Annotated in this window: 25 protein-coding genes; 2 read left to right on the top strand and 23 right to left on the bottom strand. The window is 39.9% G+C overall.

All coding sequences use genetic code 11. The features are described from left to right. Nucleotides 1-36: 36 nt before the first annotated feature. From BK583_RS08020 to BK583_RS07930, 19 genes are all read right to left on the bottom strand, one after another. Nucleotides 37-846 carry a TlyA family RNA methyltransferase gene (locus tag BK583_RS08020; RefSeq protein WP_055736363.1) on the bottom strand — a complete coding sequence of 270 codons (810 nt, stop codon included), beginning with the start codon at nt 844-846 and terminating at the stop codon, nt 37-39. 6 nt (nt 847-852) lie between these two features. Further along, nucleotides 853-2739 (bottom strand): 1-deoxy-D-xylulose-5-phosphate synthase, encoded by a 1887-nt coding sequence (gene dxs / locus BK583_RS08015; RefSeq protein ID WP_055736362.1) that lies wholly within the window; start codon nt 2737-2739, stop codon nt 853-855. Between the two features lie 158 nt (nt 2740-2897). Next, complete coding sequence (locus tag BK583_RS08010) at nt 2898-3782, bottom strand: polyprenyl synthetase family protein (protein ID WP_038481251.1); 885 nt, start codon at nt 3780-3782, stop codon at nt 2898-2900. Beyond that, a complete protein-coding gene (gene xseB, locus BK583_RS08005; protein ID WP_051667748.1) occupies nt 3779-3982 on the bottom strand; it encodes an exodeoxyribonuclease VII small subunit in 204 nt (67 codons plus the stop codon). Before xseB ends, BK583_RS08010 begins: the two co-directional genes overlap by 4 nt. Before the next feature lie 19 nt (nt 3983-4001). Next, nucleotides 4002-5369, bottom strand: a complete 1368-nt coding sequence (gene xseA, locus BK583_RS08000; RefSeq protein ID WP_055736361.1) for an exodeoxyribonuclease VII large subunit — start codon at nt 5367-5369, stop codon at nt 4002-4004. A gap of 36 nt (nt 5370-5405) precedes the next feature. Then, complete coding sequence (nusB, locus tag BK583_RS07995) at nt 5406-5810, bottom strand: transcription antitermination factor NusB (protein WP_038481253.1); 405 nt, start codon at nt 5808-5810, stop codon at nt 5406-5408. A 117-nt stretch (nt 5811-5927) separates the two neighbouring features. Then, the gene (locus BK583_RS07990) at nt 5928-6332 is read right to left on the bottom strand and encodes an Asp23/Gls24 family envelope stress response protein (RefSeq protein WP_038481256.1); all 405 of its coding nucleotides are present in this window, start codon (nt 6330-6332) and stop codon (nt 5928-5930) included. Between the two features lie 14 nt (nt 6333-6346). After that, nucleotides 6347-7708, bottom strand: coding sequence for an acetyl-CoA carboxylase biotin carboxylase subunit (accC, locus tag BK583_RS07985; protein ID WP_055736360.1), 1362 nt, complete (start codon nt 7706-7708; stop codon nt 6347-6349). Nucleotides 7709-7727: 19 nt separating this feature from the next. Then, nucleotides 7728-8207 carry an acetyl-CoA carboxylase biotin carboxyl carrier protein gene (accB, locus tag BK583_RS07980; RefSeq protein ID WP_055736359.1) on the bottom strand — a complete coding sequence of 160 codons (480 nt, stop codon included), beginning with the start codon at nt 8205-8207 and terminating at the stop codon, nt 7728-7730. A gap of 131 nt (nt 8208-8338) precedes the next feature. Then, nucleotides 8339-8686, bottom strand: a complete 348-nt coding sequence (locus tag BK583_RS07975) for a hypothetical protein (RefSeq protein WP_038481265.1) — start codon at nt 8684-8686, stop codon at nt 8339-8341. A gap of 111 nt (nt 8687-8797) precedes the next feature. Continuing rightward, entirely contained in the window at nt 8798-9340 is a 543-nt protein-coding gene (locus tag BK583_RS07970; protein ID WP_038481268.1) for a SpoIIIAH-like family protein, read from the bottom strand. Nucleotides 9341-9342: 2 nt separating this feature from the next. Then, nucleotides 9343-9993 (bottom strand): stage III sporulation protein AG, encoded by a 651-nt coding sequence (gene spoIIIAG, locus BK583_RS07965; RefSeq protein WP_055736358.1) that lies wholly within the window; start codon nt 9991-9993, stop codon nt 9343-9345. Continuing rightward, nucleotides 9981-10598, bottom strand: coding sequence for a stage III sporulation protein AF (spoIIIAF, locus tag BK583_RS07960; RefSeq protein ID WP_055736357.1), 618 nt, complete (start codon nt 10596-10598; stop codon nt 9981-9983). Before spoIIIAF ends, spoIIIAG begins: the two co-directional genes overlap by 13 nt. 13 nt (nt 10599-10611) lie before the next feature. Further along, a complete protein-coding gene (gene spoIIIAE, locus BK583_RS07955; RefSeq protein WP_055736356.1) occupies nt 10612-11799 on the bottom strand; it encodes a stage III sporulation protein AE in 1188 nt (395 codons plus the stop codon). Between the two features lie 15 nt (nt 11800-11814). Beyond that, on the bottom strand, nt 11815-12204 hold the full coding sequence (gene spoIIIAD / locus BK583_RS07950; RefSeq protein ID WP_038481278.1) for a stage III sporulation protein AD: 390 nt from the start codon (nt 12202-12204) through the stop codon (nt 11815-11817). An 18-nt stretch (nt 12205-12222) separates the two neighbouring features. Beyond that, nucleotides 12223-12429 carry a stage III sporulation protein AC gene (gene spoIIIAC / locus BK583_RS07945; RefSeq protein WP_038481281.1) on the bottom strand — a complete coding sequence of 69 codons (207 nt, stop codon included), beginning with the start codon at nt 12427-12429 and terminating at the stop codon, nt 12223-12225. 26 nt (nt 12430-12455) lie between these two features. Next, nucleotides 12456-12968 (bottom strand): stage III sporulation protein SpoIIIAB, encoded by a 513-nt coding sequence (gene spoIIIAB / locus BK583_RS07940; RefSeq protein ID WP_055736355.1) that lies wholly within the window; start codon nt 12966-12968, stop codon nt 12456-12458. Beyond that, entirely contained in the window at nt 12965-13867 is a 903-nt protein-coding gene (spoIIIAA, locus tag BK583_RS07935; RefSeq protein WP_055736354.1) for a stage III sporulation protein AA, read from the bottom strand. Before spoIIIAA ends, spoIIIAB begins: the two co-directional genes overlap by 4 nt. Before the next feature lie 121 nt (nt 13868-13988). Continuing rightward, complete coding sequence (locus BK583_RS07930) at nt 13989-14435, bottom strand: hypothetical protein (RefSeq protein WP_055736353.1); 447 nt, start codon at nt 14433-14435, stop codon at nt 13989-13991. A 160-nt stretch (nt 14436-14595) separates the two neighbouring features. Here BK583_RS07930 and BK583_RS07925 point away from each other — a divergent pair, with 160 nt between their 5' ends. Further along, nucleotides 14596-15138, top strand: a complete 543-nt coding sequence (locus BK583_RS07925) for a shikimate kinase (RefSeq protein WP_038481293.1) — start codon at nt 14596-14598, stop codon at nt 15136-15138. A 49-nt stretch (nt 15139-15187) separates the two neighbouring features. Here BK583_RS07925 and efp read toward each other — a convergent pair whose 3' ends face one another. The 3 genes from efp to BK583_RS07910 all read right to left on the bottom strand — a co-directional run bounded on the left by efp (nt 15188) and on the right by BK583_RS07910 (nt 17455). After that, complete coding sequence (efp, locus tag BK583_RS07920; RefSeq protein ID WP_035395740.1) at nt 15188-15745, bottom strand: elongation factor P; 558 nt, start codon at nt 15743-15745, stop codon at nt 15188-15190. Nucleotides 15746-15832: 87 nt separating this feature from the next. After that, nucleotides 15833-16897: a M24 family metallopeptidase gene (locus tag BK583_RS07915; protein WP_055736352.1), complete on the bottom strand. Its 1065-nt coding sequence runs from the start codon at nt 16895-16897 to the stop codon at nt 15833-15835. A gap of 48 nt (nt 16898-16945) precedes the next feature. Continuing rightward, nucleotides 16946-17455, bottom strand: coding sequence for a YqhR family membrane protein (locus BK583_RS07910; RefSeq protein WP_051667750.1), 510 nt, complete (start codon nt 17453-17455; stop codon nt 16946-16948). A 196-nt stretch (nt 17456-17651) separates the two neighbouring features. Between BK583_RS07910 and BK583_RS07905 the strand changes: the two genes are divergently transcribed. Then, a complete protein-coding gene (locus BK583_RS07905) occupies nt 17652-18035 on the top strand; it encodes a hypothetical protein (protein WP_055736351.1) in 384 nt (127 codons plus the stop codon). Nucleotides 18036-18053: 18 nt separating this feature from the next. On the opposite strand, the gene BK583_RS07900 is transcribed toward BK583_RS07905, so the two are convergent. Further along, nucleotides 18054-18950 (bottom strand): patatin-like phospholipase family protein, encoded by an 897-nt coding sequence (locus BK583_RS07900; RefSeq protein ID WP_055736350.1) that lies wholly within the window; start codon nt 18948-18950, stop codon nt 18054-18056. Nucleotides 18951-18987: the final 37 nt, after the last annotated feature.

The raw sequence follows: 18987 nt of genomic DNA, 5'->3' as shown, positions 1-18987 counted from the left end.
TTCAACGCTAGTATAAAAGAGGGTATCTCTCGTTATTTACTTTCGAAGAGCTTGCGCTGCTTCTACAATGTGCTCAATCGTTTCTGTAGTCAATTCTACGTGTTCCGTTTGTTTTTTTAGATGAAGTAAAAATTCAATGTTGCCGTCCCCACCTGTAATGGGTGAATAATCAAGTGCAAGAGAACTAAAGCCAAGCTCATGAGCAGCTGTTAGAACGGAATGAATAACATGCTTATGCACAAGAGGATCTCGCACAATGCCCTTCTTTCCGACGTGTTCCCTTCCTGCTTCAAATTGCGGTTTCACTAGCGCTATAACATCGCCACCATCGGCAAGAATGGAGTACAACGGCGGTAAAATCAACCTCAAAGAAATAAACGAAACATCAATTGAAGCAAATTCTGGCTGAGATTTGGCAAAATCGTCTTTGGTTGCGTAGCGGAAATTCATTCGTTCCATGACTGTTACACGTTCATCCTGCCTAATTTTCCAAGCCAATTGATTGTAACCAACATCCACAGCATACATGGCTTTTGCATGGTTTTGGAGTGCACAGTCTGTGAAACCTCCAGTTGATGAGCCAATATCTAAACCTACCTTGTTTGCTAGCTCTAAGGAAAAGACGTCAATCGCTTTTTCTAATTTTAAGCCTCCGCGGCTAACGTATTTAAGAGTATCTCCTTTTATACGTAAAGGAACGTCTCTGTCTACTTTTAAGCCCGGTTTATCTAAGCGCTCATGCTCACTGTAAACAAGTCCAGCCATAATACTTCGCTTTGCTTTTTCTCTTGTGTCAGCTAAGCCCCGCTCAACTAATAAGACGTCGAGCCTTTCTTTTTTTCCCATTTGTCATTATGCTCTTTTCTTTTTTTGTGGTAGTTCTGACAGAAGAACATCCGCTATCCGCTCAGGCGTCAAACCAATTTCTTCATATAATTCATCAACACTACCGTGTTCTATAAACCAATCTGGTACACCAAGTCGTTTGATCGATGCTTGAAGGCCATGATCATTATAAAATTCCATTACAGCACTTCCGAAGCCACCTTGAAGGATCGCTTCTTCTACAGTCAAAATCGGTAACTCTTCTTCAGCGATTGTACGGAGCATCTCTTCATCAAGTGGTTTTACTGAATTCGCATTAACCAATCGAACATTATAACCTTGGGCCGTCATGTTTTCAATTGCTTTTTCAGCCACTGGAATCATCGTTCCAAAAGTAAGAATGACCGCATCTGTACCTTCGTTTAACACTTCCCATTTGCCAATTGGGAGCTGCTTTAATTGTGCGTCCATTTTTACGCCAGTTCCATTCCCTCTAGGATAGCGAACGGCGATTGGTCCATCATCATATTTTATCGCTGTATACAGCATATGTTGAAGTTCATTTTCATTTCTAGGATTTAAAATAACCATATTTGGTAACGCTCTTAAGAAGGAGATATCAAACACACCTTGGTGGGTTTCTCCATCTGCTCCAACAAGACCTGCTCGGTCAATTGCTATAAGCACATTCAAATTTTGACGACAAATATCATGAACAACTTGATCATATCCACGTTGCAGGAATGTTGAATAGACAGCAAATACTGGCTTCATGCCTTGTGTAGCAAGACCAGCTGACATTGTTGCTGCATGCTGCTCAGCAATGCCGACATCAATCATTCTTTCTGGAAATTCCTGTGCGAATAAATCAAGTTTTGATCCACCTGGCATTGCTGGAGTAACAGCAACGACACGCTCATCTTCACGAGCAATGGTTTTTAATGTATTTGCAAATACGCTAGGGTAACTTGGAGGCCCGGATTTTTTGACCATTTCACCGTTTTCAATTTTATATGGTCCTGTTCCATGCCAAGCACCTGTTGCGTCATCTTCTGCGGGCTTGTAGCCTTTCCCTTTTTTCGTGACAACATGAACAAGTACCGGTCCACTTACTTTCTTTGCATAATTTAAATTGTTTCTTAAATCGTCTAAATCATGACCGTCAACTGGACCTAAATACGTAAAGCCCATCTCTTCAAAAAAGATTCCTGATACAACCATGTATTTAAGGCTATCCTTTAGTCGCTCCGCTGTATCAGCAAGCTTTCCACCAAATGCAGGAATTTTTCTTACTAACCATTCCAAATCGTCCTTCGCTCGCTGATACTTTCCAGCTGTACGTAGTTTTCCGAGAATATGATGCAGCGCACCAACATTTGGTGCAATCGACATCTCATTGTCGTTTAAAATAACAATTAAGTTCTTTTGTTCATGCCCAATGTGGTTCAGCGCTTCTAATGCCATTCCGCCAGTTAGAGCACCATCGCCAATGATGGCAACCACACTTTCATCGGTTCCTTTTAGGTCCCTTGCTGTCGCCATACCCATTGCGCCAGATAATGATGTAGAGCTATGTCCTGTTTCCCAAACATCATGTTCGCTTTCATTTCGCTTCGGAAATCCACAAAGTCCTTTATATTGACGCATTGTGTCAAACTGGCTTGCTCGTCCAGTTAGAATTTTATGAACATACGCCTGGTGTCCTACATCCCACAAGAACTTGTCTCTCGGTGAATCAAATAATTGGTGAAGGACTAGCGTCAATTCAACCACACCTAAATTTGGTCCAATATGACCACCATTTACAGATAGTTTTTCAATCAAAAACTGGCGAATATCTGTTGCTAACTGTTCAAGTTGTTTATTCGTATAATGTTTAAGGAAGCTGGGATCTTGTATTTCTTCAAGGTTCATAAACGAAACCTCCATTTACTCTTCATTTTTTATCTTTATCTCGTTATGACAATGTACGTCTAGTATAACAAAAACAAGCCTACCTAGAACAGTAATACCCTGTATTGTGAACCATACACCATTCTCATAAAAAAAACCAGCCAAACGGTGCTGGTTCCTTAACGATCCCGATTAACAATATACGTTGCCATATCTTCAAGAAGTGTGTTTCTTAATCCAAGTTCATTTAATGACTGTAATGCTTGATCGTAATGACTCGCTAGCATTGCCTTTGCTCCGTCCAGCCCTAAGATACCAGGATACGTACTTTTGTCGTTATGTACATCGCTGCCGACTGGCTTCCCAATCGCTTCTACGCTGCCTTCAAGATCAAGAATGTCATCTTTAATTTGGAACAGCAAACCAATTTCTTTCCCAAAAGCACGTAATTTCCTTTGATCCTCTGGTGTGGTTCCAGCAATAACTGCCCCTGCTTCAACAGCGAAAGCGAGAAGCTCACCAGTTTTACGATTGTGAATAGATGCAAGTTCATTTACACCGAGTAGTTTCCCCTCTGCTAACATATCGGCAAGCTGCCCACCGACCATACCTTTTGCACCAGCGGCTTCACTAAAAAGGGAAATAAGGTGTAACTTTGTTTCAGCGCTAACGTGAGTGATTTGCGAGAGAAGGTAGAAGCTATGTGTTAAGAGGGCATCACCTGCTAATATCGCGGTTGCTTCGCCAAACACTTTATGATTGGTTGGTTTTCCACGTCTGAGATCATCGTCATCCATTGCTGGTAAATCATCATGAATTAGTGAATAAGTATGAATCATTTCTAGCGCACAAGCTACTTCAAGCCCATCCTTTATCGGAAACTTATATGCATCTAACACAGCCATAAGAAGTACTGGACGCACTCGCTTTCCGCCAGCCTCGATGGAGTAGAGCATCGCTTCTTTTAACCGACTTTCTGTATTTATGGTACGAATGAATTCGGGTAACTCACGTTCAATTAATTGCTTGGTTTCGTGAAGGAACAATTCAAATGTGCGGCTCACTCCTGCTCCTCCTTTTGGACGTTCAGCTCTAGTATTTCACCATCTTCTGTCATAATTTGGTCGAGCTGCTCTTCTATTGAAACTAATTTATCGTGACATGTTTTTGATAAACCAATGCCTTTTTTGTAAAGGTCAATAGCTTTTTCTAGTGCAACATCCCCTTGTTCGAGCCCCTCAACAATTTCCTCTAGCTGTTTCATCGCTTCTTCAAACGGAATATCATTCTTTTGATTGTCCACTTTGATCAACTCCTTCGTGTATGATCTCTTTAATCACGCCTGTTGCTCGTCCATCTTTAAAAAGAAGGCGAATGTCATGGTTCACTTTTAGCTCATCTACGGATTTTAAGAGCTTATTTTCAGCTTCATTATAAACGAGAGAATAACCGCGGTTCATGATTTTTAACGGACTAAGCAATTCAAGTTGCGCAAGAAGAGACGTCAACTGGTTTCGCTTAACCGTCACTTGCTTGTTTAACGCTTGACCTAATCGATGATCCAACACGTTCAACTCTTTCTTCTTTAAAACAGCTGCTGTTTCTGGATGATGGCGTAATAGGCGGTGTTGTATGGATGTATATGAAGATCGTTTTTCTTTTGCAAACCGTTGCATTTCTCGATTCATCCGCTCGACAGCTTGGTCCAACTGCTGTTCCTTTTGCTCAACGAGCTGCCTTGGGTAACGAAAAGCATAAGAGCGCTTCGCATATTGAAGTTGCGCTCGCTTCTTTTCTGCCATTTGCCTCATGGCTCTTACCATCCGTTGCTTGTAATGATCTACTTGCCGTAATTGTTCACGAACATCAGGTACAGCAAACTCTGCTGCTGCTGTAGGTGTAGGCGCCCGTAAATCCGCTACGAAATCACTAATGGTATAATCTGTTTCGTGGCCTACTGCCGAAATAACCGGTATAGTCGATGAACCAATGGCTCTCGCAACCCGTTCTTCATTAAAAGCCCACAGCTCCTCCATTGATCCCCCGCCTCTTCCTACAATAATGAGGTCAAAAAGAGCTGCTTGATTGGCTTGCACTAACGCCCGTTCAATCGAATCAATTGCTAAATGACCTTGAACAGCAACCGGAAAAAGCGTTACGCGAATGTTTGGCATTCTCCGTTTTAACGTCGTCATAATATCACGTATGACGGCACCTGTTTGTGACGTAATCACAGCAATATGCCTTGGATAAGACGGTAAAGGCTTTTTACGCTCAGCAGCAAACAAACCCTCTTGTTCTAGTTGTTTTTTCAAGCGCTCGAAGGCAACGTGCAAGCTTCCTATTCCATCTGGTTGCATTTCTTTAGCGTAGAATTGATATTGCCCGTAAGGTTCATACACATTGACCTCGCCTCTTATGAGCACTTTCATTCCATTTTCAGGAATAAAACGTAAATGTTGATTATAGCCAGCGAACATGACAGACTGCATTCGCGCATTTGCATCTTTAACGGTAAAGTACAGATGTCCTCTAGAATGACGCTTTACGTTCGAAAGCTCACCACGAATCCACACTTCCATTAATTGTGTATCATTCTCAATTAACCGCTTAATGTAACGAGTCGCTTCACTAACGGACCATGCTTCCATAATAGCCCTCCTTCCGCCTTCACTTCTCCTGAAACATTATCGATCTTTTAAGGCTGTTTCATATGCGCCTGATAGTACGCCATTCATAAAACGGCCTGATTCTTGTCCGCCAAAAGCTTTTGCAAGCTCAATGGCTTCATTTAATGAAATGTTTTTTTCAATGTCATCTATATAAAGCATTTCATATAAAGCCATTCGTACAATTGAACGGTCAACATGGCCAAGTCGATCAATGGTATAGCCTTTTAAATTCTGACTAATAAAGTGATCAAGCTGTTCTTTATATGTTAACGTTCCTTTTACTAAATCTAAAAAGAATTCGTTTGATTCCTCTTCCTCGGTGAGCGTGCTCTCGATTGCTTGATCAACCGTTAGTGTTGACACTAAACTAAGCTGATAAAGAACTTGGACGGCTCGAAGTCTTGCCACACGTCTATTCATAGTAAACTCCTTTATTCTTAATCCTGTTCATTATAACGTAAAATCTTGTCTAGGTAAAAACGCAAAGAAAGAGAATCGACCATGGTCAATTCTCTTCTCCATATCATCGTCTTACGTTTATTCAACTTCTTCTTCAACAGATGCATTTGGTGTATCAAAATAGACGCCAACTACATGAACATTTATTTCTGTTAATTGAATGGCAGTCATAGTCTCAAGGGCTTGTTGGATATTTAATTGAATCAACTTTGCCACTTCTGGAACAGATGCTCCGTACGAAATAACGATAGATACATCCACAATAATGCCTTGTTCTGTTAAATCAACTTTAACGCCTTTACCGTGATTTTTGCGACCTAATCGCTCGGCCACATCCGCAGCGAAATTACCTCTTAGTGCTGCCACACCTTCAATCTCTTGTGTAGCAATTCCCGCAATGACTTCAATCACTTCTGGTGAAATTTCAACTTTTCCTAAACCACTTTTTTCTTCATCTAATTCAAGTAATTGATGATCTTCCATTATACACAGCTCCTTTACGATTGTTTAGTAGGTATGACTTCATAGTCTTCAATAAATTTCGTATTGAAATCGCCAGAAACAAACTTTTCATGGTTAAACAAATGTAAATGAAATGGAATCGTTGTATCCACGCCATCAATTTCAAATTCTTCAAGCGCCCGCTTCATCTTTGCAATGGCTTCGTCTCTTGTTTCACCGTGTGTAATCACTTTTGCAATCATGGAGTCATAAAATGGGCTAATGCGATAGCCAGGATACGCTGCTGAATCGACTCTTACACCAAAGCCACCAGGAGCAAGATAATCTTGAATCGTACCAGGTGATGGCATGAAGTTTTTAAGCGGATTTTCAGCGTTGATGCGGCATTCAATTGACCAACCGTTAAACGTAACGTCTTCTTGTTTAACAGTAAGTTTTTCATTGTTGGCAATTCGAATTTGTTCTTTCACCAAGTCAATCCCTGTCACCATTTCTGTCACAGGGTGCTCTACTTGAATACGCGTATTCATTTCCATGAAATAATAACTACCTGTATGATGATCAAAAATAAATTCAACCGTTCCAGCACCTGAATATTCAACCGCTTTCGCAGCAGCCACTGCTGCCGCTCCCATCTCTGCTCGTTTTTCAGGCGTAATCGCTGGAGATGGTGTTTCCTCAACTAACTTTTGAAGTCTTCTTTGAATCGAGCAATCACGTTCACCTAAGTGAATGGTATTCCCGAAATTATCAGCTAATACTTGAATTTCTACATGTCGGAAATCTTCTATATATTTTTCTAAATAAACGCCTGGATTCCCAAAAGCTGTGGCCGCTTCTTGTTGTGTTACGGCAATCCCCGATTTTAACTCTTTTTCATCACGGGCAACCCGGATACCTTTACCGCCTCCGCCTGCCGTTGCTTTAATAATGACTGGATAGCCAATTTCCTCAACAACTTGTTGTGCATCGTCAAATGACTCAATGAGTCCTTCTGAACCAGGCACGACTGGAACTCCAGCAGCTTTCATTGTCTCTCTTGCTACATCTTTTGTTCCCATTTTGCTAATGGCTGATGGGCTTGGACCGATGAATGTAATGTTACAATCTCCACATATCTCTGCAAAATTGGCATTCTCCGATAAAAAGCCATAACCTGGATGAATGGCGTCTGTTTCAGTTAATGTCGCAACACTCATTAAGTTGGTAAAGTTTAAGTAGCTTTTCGCTGACGCTGTTGGCCCGATACAAAAGGCTTCATCTGCTAACTGAACGTGCAATGCATCCGCATCTGCTTCTGAAAACACTGCTACTGTTTCAATTCCGAGCTCTTTGCAAGCTCGAATAATACGTACCGCTATTTCTCCTCTATTTGCAATCAATACTCGTTTTATCATAACTTGTCCTCGCCCCTAGCTATTGACGTTCAACAACCATTAACGGCTGCCCGTATTCTACTAGTTCTCCATTTTCAGCAACAATCTCGACAATCTTTCCTTTTGCTTCAGACACAATTGGATTCATTAACTTCATTGCTTCAACGATACAAACAACCGTATCTTCATTAACAGTATCGCCTTCTTTTACATATGGATCTGCGTCTGGTGAAGGAGCTGCGTAAAACGTTCCAACCATTGGAGACGTAACGGTAACTAAATTTTTGTTCTCTTGAACAGGCTCGGCAGCTGGCTCTGTTTTTGGAGCTTCTTGCACTTGTGTAGGTGCTTGATTCGTAGTTGTAACTGGCGCAACTGCTTGTACAGCTTGTTCACTTACCTGTGTCGCTACTTGCTTTTTTAATGATAACTTTACATTCTCTTGTTCTAGCTCAAGCTCATTAACGGAAGATTGATGTAAGGCATCTATTAGGGTTTTAATTTCTTCTACTTTTAACACAATAAACAACTCCTTATGATTGACAATTCTTCTTAGAACGTTTCATTACTTTATAGACTTCTCGATAAAAGCCTAGATTCCTCTATGTATGCTTCTGTTTAAAAACAAAGAGGAAAGAGGGTTTCCCCTCTTTACTCAGCTGATTCTGTTGGATTTGATACCTCTGTTTTATATTGGCGAAACACAGGAAACTCAGACAGATTATCAGGTATTTTCCCATTTTCTAGCAAAATAATCTTGACGACGTTTTTATTTCTCGCCATATGAAACTTATCACCATACTCATTTTCTTGGGTATACTGCTTTAAGTTTGTATAGTCTTCTTCTTGAATGGAGACACGAAACGAGTCGCCATCCTCGTCTTGAACTTCTTCAGAAAAGCCTACTTCAAATTCAACGATTTGTATATGATCGTTTTTTATGTTTCTTGTTTGCTCAAGGACAGCCTTTGCCCCTTCTGTTAATTCGGACCAATCCATTACAATCTCTCCTTGTTTCATTCTACATTGCTGTATTATACCATGGGTGAGGATGGATTGCATTCTGAATCTAAAAAGAGGACTTGAATTGCTTCAAGCCCTCTGTTCCGATTATTCTCCGTGCTTTACATAAACTTGGTCTTGATCGCTTAAACTTAACTCTTCACGTGCAAGTGACATAATGGCTAACGCTTCCGTTTTTGAAAGAGCGTCTGCTTCAACCAATATTTCAATTTTATTCTCTCCAGTTTGAACAAGTGCATCTGAGTAGCCAATTTCCTTAATTAATTCCTCTAATTGTTCTTCTACATCTGTCACAGCTAGTACTTCTAGTGCACGATCATTTGCGGCAACTTTTTCTTCTGCTGTTGTTTCTGAACTTGCAGCTTCACGACTAACTTCTTCTGCTTCTTTTAGACGAACTTCTTCGCGCTTTAAACGAGCCTCCGTCATTGTATCGCTGCCAGATACTTGGCTTAACAACTCCTCATTTGCATCTTCTTCGTTCATCCCGTCCAATACTTGTTCAGCTTCGTCTAGTATATTGTTTGACGTTGCTTCCTCACCAGAATCATTTAGCACATAGTACGTTCCTAATACGAGCATTAGAGATAACATTGTTAGTAGCCACACTGTTTGTTTTTTCAAGACCATTCTTATTCCTCCTCGATTTTTCTAGGTAATACCGATACGCGATGGGGAGCAACATCCAATAAGCGTGTAACCGCTTCTACAACAAATGCTTTTACTTGAATGTTTTCCACCCCTTCAGCCACAACAAGAACGCCTGCAACGGAAGGTTTCTCGGTTGATCTAACTAAAGGCTCTTCTTTGTCGCCATTACGGATAATGACAACAGACTCTTCTTCTTGAACATCTTCTACTTGGCGTGTCCCACCTTCTCGATCGGTTTCTGAAGTTGTTTGTTTACCTGTGCGCACATTCTTTTCATAAACATGTCGTTCAGATTCCGCTAGATTAACGGTTACGGAAACGGCATTTACGCCAACAATTTCCGTTAATAGATCTCTTAACTCGTTTTCGTAGCGCATTTCATAATCTTCCATTGAATTCCTCTCAGCTTCTTTAGCAAATACTGGTGTTGCGTCCTCTTCTTCTGGGGCAACAGCGGGGAGATCCTCTTGTGCTGGTTGATACAGTTGACCTAAAAGCATGAAGAGTACGCCTATACCGCCTAAGAGCAACAGATACCTGGGCGAAATGTTCCGTTTTTTTTTATCCGGCTGCTTCGGTAACCATTTCTTAAACCAGTCTGTATCTTTTGCTTCATTATTCAATTCACCCATCCCCCTTCCTCTTTTAGCGTTATGACTGAACTCGGCACTCCCCAAATATCCGCTAACATCGAAATCACATCTTCTTCCTTATAAGAACCCGCATCTTCCTTAGGTTCGGTTTCACCAATCGTAATAGACACTGGCTTTACCTCATCTGTCTGAGATGTGCTTGTACGTTCTTCTTCTTGATAAGGAACAACAACTACTTCAATTTGTGTGAATTCTCCTTTGTTATCTTGAATGATGGAAAGGTCCGTGACCATGACGTCTTCGTCCTTTTTTAAGTCTTCATTTGCTTGGTCTTTTAATTGGACAGCCACTTGTTCAGATGTATATGCATCAAAGAACCGTTCTATATCTTTTTTTTGCGAATTTATTTCTTCTTCTACATTTATTCCTTCTGAAGTTGTTTGCTGTATGACTTCATTTAGCCATTCATCTGGGTCTTCATAAAATATGTTCAGAACAGGTTGAAGCAAAAAAAGGAGCAACAGCAAGCTCATCGTTATTTTTACGTAATTCTTTAAATTTGTATTCGGTAACACCATTTCCAATACAACAGCGAGAAGAATAATAATAACAATCGATGTTATCCATTCGTTTATATACGTCATGCCATCCCCTCTTTCATCGCATCATAAAGGCAATATTACTGGCGGCCACCATAATTGTGATTGCTAAGAAAAACATAAAGCCGATTAACGCCATTGCAGCGAATATATAGAGAACAGCTTTTCCTATAATCGCTAAACAATCAATGATGGCACCATTTCCTAGAGGCTGTAAAACAGCAGCTGATAATTGAAAAATTAATGCAATAGAAAGCACTTTTAAAGCAGGGAATGCACAAATCGCCAACAGCATAACTAAACCGCTCATGCCGATTGTATTTTTTAATAATAAAGAAGCACTCATAACCGTGTCTGTTGCATCTGTAAACATTCGTCCAACAACCGGAATGAAGTTGCCTGCAATAAATTTTGCAGCTCGGAGTGTTAGCCCATCTGCAGCAGCTGCTGTTGTGCCTTGAACAGATACAGCGCCTAAGAAAACCGTCATAAAGACGCCAAGCAAGCCTAGTGACAATATTCGAAAAAGATTTGCTAAGCGCGTCACTTTATAGTCGTCTGTAAACGTACTCACGATTCCCAGAACAGCGGAGATAAACAACATTGGTAGCACGAATGTTTTGACTAAAATACCACTCGTATGCACTAAAAAGATGATAACCGGGTGAAATAGAGCTGAACTAGATAGCCCCCCCAAAGATGCCATTAGTGCGAGTAACATCGGTAAGAGCGCAATTGAAAAGTGAATCATTGCGTCAATCGCTTCTATGGCATAGGTCATCGCACTATGAAAGCCATTCATTGCAATCATACACAGTACGAGCAACGTAACTGCGTAAGCGGTTTTGCTTACCGTATGCTGCTCAAAAGCGCTTTGAAACGACTGTAAAATATAAGAGAAGATTGTTAAAAGCAAGATCATACCAAGCAACTTCCCATTTAAAACCAGTTCATGAAGCAAATATTTAATGAAGCCGATAAACCACTCTTTTAAATCAAATGTTTTTTCACCGGTTAAAAAGTCAGTAAGTGAGCCTTTCTGACTCTCTGGTAAAAAACCGCCGTATTCATCAACGATTTCATTCCAGAATACTTGTACCTCATCCATTTTCAAAATAGTGATTTGTTCCTCTACTAAGTCATGGAGGGCTTGTGTTGGATCCTCTTCTTCTGCAGAAACCGTTTCAACATGAAAGGCGATAAATAGCATAAGCAAGGTGGCAACGAAAGCAATCTTACCTTTCATTTATGCTTGTCCTCCTTACGATGGGAGTAGAGCGAGTATCATTTCAATCACCGCTTTAATGATTGGAATCGCAAGGACAAGAATAAAAATTTTCCCTGCTAATTCAATTTTACTCGCTATAGCTGCTTGACCAGCATCCCTAGAAATTTGAGCACCAAATTCTGCAATATAGGCGATCCCAATTATTTTTAAAATCGTTTGTAAATAGACTGTGTGGATATTCGCTTGTACAGCCAAATCGTTAATTAACTGAATGACACTAGCTATTTCATCGAGTAAAAATAAGAAAATGAGAGAGCCAACAAACAACGTTAGCAAAAAAGCAAAAATCGGCTTTTGCTCTTTCACAATTAAAGCTAAGAACGTGGCGATAAGACCTAAACCAACAATTTGCACAATTTCAATCGCCGATCCCCTCCACTTCTAAGCTTGGAATAAGAAAACACTTCTTATTTTTTGAAATAAATCATCTACAATCGTTGCCACCATATAAAGAACAACCACAAATCCAATTAATGTCACCCAATGGGCCCAGTCTTCTTTCCCCATTTGTTTAAGTACTGTATGCAGCATCGCTACAATAATGCCGATTCCTGCTATTTGAAAAATGGTATTTACATCATAGGCCACGTTACCGTTCCTCCTTTTCCCTTGCCCTACATCATTAAAATGACAATGAATAAACCTGCTAACACCCCTAATGTTTTGTACATTTTTTCATACCTTGCTTGAATGACTCTTGCTTCTTCTTCATCTCTTTCTAAGTGAGTTTGCGTTAATTTCAACTGCTTTTGCTGATGATTTCTATCCATTGTCCCGATGGTCGCACCAAATTGTAGTAAGACTTCCTTCTCTTTTTCTTTCAAAGAAAGGGATTTCCAAGTATCCTCAATGGCCGCTTCCCATGCTTTATTAGCAGTGGCTTTCCGTTCGGTTAACTTTAGTGAAAAGGATTTAAATAACGCGGCAACAGGTCCATTTAGCTGTTTGGAAATATTAATGGATGCCTTTGCCAAAGGTGTTTGTCCATATACAATCTCTGCTTCAAGAGATTGCAGCGCAGACCGCAACTGTCGAATGTGTTGCGGACGCTCTTGAAGAAGCCGTGCCTGATAAAAGCCGTACAAAGTCGTACAGCAGATAATTAGAAGCGCCCCTAGCCATCTCATCGTGATTCTACCAATGTAGGAATGCGTATTTTGCTAATAACGCCTGGATAGGGTGTTCTGCCAACTTCAATAACTCGATCAAATGCTTGTTCTTTCAGTAGTTGTTTAAAGATTGGTCGTTTCGCTATCTCTTCAAATGAAAATCCATGAGCAGTTGCCATAATCACAACACCAGCATGTCTCGCTTCAAGAATGGCTTGAGCATCTTCTTCTCTTCCGATTTCATCGACGATCATCACTTGAGGAGACATCGAGCGAATCATCATCATCATGCCTTCTGCTTTGGGACATCCATCTAATACATCTGTTCGAGTACCTAAGTCATGTTGGGGCGTACCGTTCATGCAACCAGCTATTTCGGATCGTTCATCAACAACTGCTACTTTACTCGCTGGAATGGATGCTGTTCCTGTACTCACGTTTCTCGCCAGATCACGTAACAATGTAGTTTTTCCTGTTTGCGGTGCGCCAATAATTAATGTATTGCGCCAGCCATTTTTTCCGTCATGAAGCTCGGAAACAAGCTTATTTGAAACACCTATCTTTTGTTTCGCAACTCGAATATTAAATGATCGAATGGGACGAATCGTTTTGACTTTTCCATTCTCTAAAATCGTTTTTCCAGCTAACCCTACTCGATGCCCACCTTCAATTGTGATATAGCCTTTTTGAAGTTCCTCTTCAAATGCGTATAAAGAGTAAGAACTTAGTTGATTAAGGAACATGCTTGCATCATCTTCTGTGAAAGAAGTGGGGGAAAATAAGGTGATATTGGAAAACAAGCATTCAACTGGCTGGTTAATACGTAAGCGAATCTCTTCTATACTTTTGTTTGTTTTTATCGCTTTTGTTACATAAGCCTCCACGTGTTGAGGCAGCAAGTTCAGAATTGGCTGCATTTGCTTCTACCTCTCTTACTTGGATTTTCTAGACATAGAACGCTTAGCACGTTTTGTATTACGTTATGTAAAAGTAGACAAGTTCAGAACCAACTACACAACAAAAAAACGATCTCCTACATTAGGAAACCGTTTTTTCATCTAGCTCTGTATACAGCATTTGCTGAAGTGGAAGCAAACGCTTGAGTAATTTACGCTGCTGAATAACTTGACCGTCACCTCTTAGGTGAACGAGGTGTTCAGGAAGCTGAATATGGGTACAGTAGCGAACATGATCTCTTACGAACATTTGAATGATCGAATGGTGAGCGTCTGTTCCTTCTGTTGTAATAAGCGTAATTGAAGGTTGATGATCACTCTTTAGCCCACGAAACAGGCGTTTCAAATGTAAATAAGGGGACTTTTTAGCGGGAATGATAAACACTAAATGCGTCCCATTGTTTTGATTAAGATCATGAACAGACATCGTTTCAAGAGAATAAACACTGATAAAGGGATAGGTCATTTGTAAATAAGCTGTTAAACCATCTGCTTTTTTAGATTGACCGTTAATAATGGCTACCTTCATTTAAACACCCCTTATTCTTATTAATTTAATCGGAATTAAGATAATACTAGTGTACGCCATTCAAACAGAGATTGCAACATTGTTTTCAAATAATTTGTTCAGCACTACTCTTTATTTCTTGCTATACTGAGACATAATGTATAAAAGTGAGTGTTGATTAGTGAAAAATTTGCCTTTGATTGAAAGAAATATCGTCCTCGTTGGATTTATGGGTGTAGGAAAAACAACAGTTGGACGCTTACTTGCCCAAAAGCTTTATCGTGATTTCATTGATATTGATGCAGAAATTGAACATGCACAAGGTATGTCTATCCCCAATTTGTTTCGGAAGCACGGAGAGCCCTTTTTTCGAGAAATTGAAAAAGAACACGTACTTCAAGCTAGCGCATCAAGAATGAAAGTCATTTCCCTAGGCGGCGGTGCCTTTACACAAAAAGCCATTCGCGACTACTGTTTACAACATTGCCTAGTTATCTTTTTAGATATTCGATTTGATTCTTGGAAAGAGCGCATTCACATGCTTACTGGTAATCGCCCCATATTAAAAGGAAAGTCAGTAGAAGAATTAGAAGAGCTTTACACATCAAGACAACAAGCCTATGCGTTAAACCATTCACAAATGACAACAGATTCATTAACGGCTGATGAAATTGCAAGCTATTTAAAAGAGTCATTAATTACTGCATATGAGTTAGAAAAGTAAAAGCCGCCGCAATCATGACGATTGCGACGGCTTTTCTTCTTAAACCCTACTACGCTCTAGATACGTAAGAAGAGTTTCTCGTGTCGATAATCAGTTTATCTCCTTGGTTAACAAAGAATGGTACTTGAACGGTTAGACCCGTTTCCACTGTAGCAGGCTTTGTTCCACCTGAAGCTGTATCACCTTTAATTCCAGGTTCTGTTTCAGTTACCTCTAACGTTACTGTGTTAGGAACTTCCACGCCTAGAGTTTCACTTGCAAATGTAATCACATGTACTTCCATATTTTCTTTTAAGAACTTCAGTTCATGCTCAATTTGTTTCGTCGGAAGCTCTAATTGCTCATACGTTTCATTATCCATAAACGTATGCATGTCGCCACTTTCATATAAGTACTGCATACGACGATTTTCAATGTGCGCTTTCGCTACTTTTTCTCCTGCGCGAAACGTTCGTTCTTGAACAGCACCAGTACGTAAGTTACGTAATTTCGAACGTACAAACGCAGCTCCTTTACCTGGTTTTACGTGTTGAAACTCCATTACTTGCCAGATGCCATTATCTACTTCAATCGTTAAACCCGTTTTAAAATCATTAACTGATATCATTCTATGTCCTCCATTTATACACTCTATTTCCACTAGTTACTATACCACAGCTTCACGAGTGTGTCTTCGCCTTTTCAGATTCCTTTTTTATAGGATAATCAGTTCTTTTGAGGAATAATTCAACCGTTCATTTCCTGTTTCTGTAATTAAAATATCATCTTCAATTCGTGTACCACCAACGCCAGGAATATAAATTCCTGGTTCTACCGTAACGACCATACCTGGCTTTAACGTCACATCTGATGACATTGATAAACCAGGCGCTTCATGCACTTCCATTCCTAAACCATGTCCTGTAGAATGCCCGAAATAGTCTCCATAGCCTTTTTCCTTAATATAATCACGAGTGAGTGCATCAGCTTCTTTGCCAGTCATTCCTGGTTTGATGCCATCAATCCCAAGTTGCTGTGCCACACGAACCGTTTCGTAAATGGTTTTCAACTCATCGGATATCGTACCAACGGCGAGGGTACGTGTAATATCAGAACAGTATCCTTCATAATAAGCGCCAAAATCCAACGTAACCAGTTCACCACTCTCAATCGTTTTTTCAGAGGCAACACCATGTGGTAAAGCAGATCGTACACCTGAAGCGACAATAATATCAAAAGATGACGAGACAGCACCTTGTTTGCGCATAAAAAACTCGAGTTCGTTCGAAACGTCTATTTCTTTAACACCTGGTTTAATAAATGTTTGAATATGCGCGTACGCTTTTTCAGCAATATCAGCTGCTTTTTTCATCGTTTGAATCTCTTCAGGAGTTTTAATAAGGCGGAGGGGCTCTACCATTTGATTTATTGCAACAAGAGTTGTTCCTGTTAACGTTTGCTCCAATTGTTCGTATTCTGCATATGTAAGTTTTGTTTTTTCAAATCCTAATTTTTTGATGCCTAAAGAACGAACTTGATCGGCAATTTCGTTCATGAGCGAGCCAGCTTGTTTTACAATTTGAAAGCCGTGCACTTGTTCTTCCGCTTGTTCCACATATCGAAAATCAGTGATGAATTGTGCATCTGATTCAGTGAATAGCACCGCACCTGCTGTACCTGTAAATCCAGTAACATAACGACGATTAATCGGACTCATGATTAAAAACCCATCCAGGTCATGGTTCCGTAATTTTTTTTGCAAGGACTGAATAATAGTCATGCGATTCCCTCATTTCTAAATGGTTAATAAGAGAATTGTAGCACAACTTCATTCAGCTTTAAATGAATCTTCCTTTGACATCGGTTCATTTTGTTCAGCGTACTCATAAGAAATCGAATAGCCAATGAATAATCCATACAAAATAAAGAGGCAGAGCGTTGTCACGATCGTATTCAACGAATAGCTTTGAACAGGTTTAAGATCAACAATAAACGGGTTAAGTATATAAAATACAATGACCCAAAGCAACATACCAAATCCTACACCAGGCCACATACTGTTCACTTTTTGTAACGTCCACTTGTAGAAAAAGGCAATGCCAATCGAGAGAATGGCAATAACAGCAATGCCAACGAGTTGACCAGTGTGTCCTAATTTCCAGTCTCCTAAAGCCCACGGTAACAAGACAAAAGACGGTCCTACTTCTGTTAAATGAAAATAGTAGCTACTATAGCCTATGAACGACCATATTAAACCGCCAAAAAAACCAATAAGGATAACCTTCATTGGAAAGCCCATTTGTTTCGTATCAATGATTTCGTGATCTATTTTATTCATACAATCCACACCTCCACTAGTAGGATGTCCTAAAAAAACCAAAAACATGACTTTTTTTAACAGGATCTCTTCTAATTTTAAAAAAACTGTCGAAATAGAAATTCATCATGCACTTGATTGCGTTGTGTCATTCACTTTATACTAGATATAGAAGAACGTGGTCGATTGTTCATGTCCATTTAGGAAGGGGATTGTTATGAAGAAACTCTTTATGATTTTAGTGCCGATTATTTGTTTACTGGCTTTTATTCAAATTCTTTCAAACATTCCTTACTTTTTAAGCGCCATTGGGGGTATGGCTCTTTTTGCTGGTATCATTTATCTAGGTTACCGATTCTACTTATCTAAACGCTATGGCGTTCCTTTTAAAGGTCGTACATCAAAAGGACCGAACCGATCACAAATACGAAAAGCACAGCGAACAAGCACCGTAAAACCTCAAACAAAAAAACCATACTCTCCTTCTGTTAAACAAAGAGAATTAAATCAGAAGCAATTAAAAAAGGTTCCAAAGCGTCGATCTTCTCCTCATTTAACAGTTATCGAAGGAAAGAATACGAAAAAAAAGAAAAAAGCATAAGGATGCTTTTTTCTTTTTTTATCCGCTCCAGCTAGTTAAAAATTGTGCCGTTTTCTCCTTCCCTAATAAAATCATCTTCTGTTTTTCGTCATCAGTTAAATCAAAATCTGTTGCTTTAATGTGTTCTACCGGTATAAATACAATATTACGTGCATGATCCTGACTTATGTGACGTGCATCATGCGCATGGGTCATTGTTTCAAAAATCGCTTTATACAAATCAAAAGCATTGTGCACTTGATTAACAGGTCGTTCCCCTTCTTTAGGAGCTAATTGAAAGCCAATAACTGGTCTTCTATAACCACCTCGAACACCATCTTTAAAGATCCATATCGGAAAATTACTTAATAAACCACCATCTACAATATAGGACGGCTTGTTCCCTACGGCTTGATTTTTTAATTTAACTGGTTCAAAAAAATAAGGAATACTACAACTCATTCGTACGGCTGTTGCCACACTAAACCGGTTAGGGTCTAAACCGTACTTTGGTAAATCATCTGGAATGACAACCATTTGACCTCTCGTCACATCTGACACAACGATTCGTAATGAACTTGGGGCAAGGTCATTAAACGTTCTGACTCCTTTTTGTTCTAAGCGTTCTCTAATCCACTCTTCTAATTTATCCCCTTTATAGAGACCCATCCGGAAATAAAGGTTTACCCATTTTGTAAGTTTGAATGGTATTAACCGAAATCGCTCATCTCGGAATGTTGCTACATCTAATGAATTTAACATTGTAAAAATATCTTTACTAGAAAAACCTGCCATTAAAAATGCCGCAACAATTGAACCAGCACTTGTACCAGCTATACGCTCAAACAAGAGTCCTCTTCTTTCCGCTTCCTCAATGGCGCCAACGAAGGAAAAAGCTTTTACCCCACCACCAGCAAAGACAGCATCGACCTTCAATACGATCCCCCCTCTTACTTTAACTGTATGAACAAAA

The organism is Shouchella oshimensis (genome assembly GCF_002019765.1).
Taxonomy (GTDB): domain Bacteria; phylum Bacillota; class Bacilli; order Bacillales; family Bacillaceae_D; genus Shouchella; species Shouchella oshimensis.
This window is presented reverse-complemented; position numbering and strand designations above follow the sequence as displayed.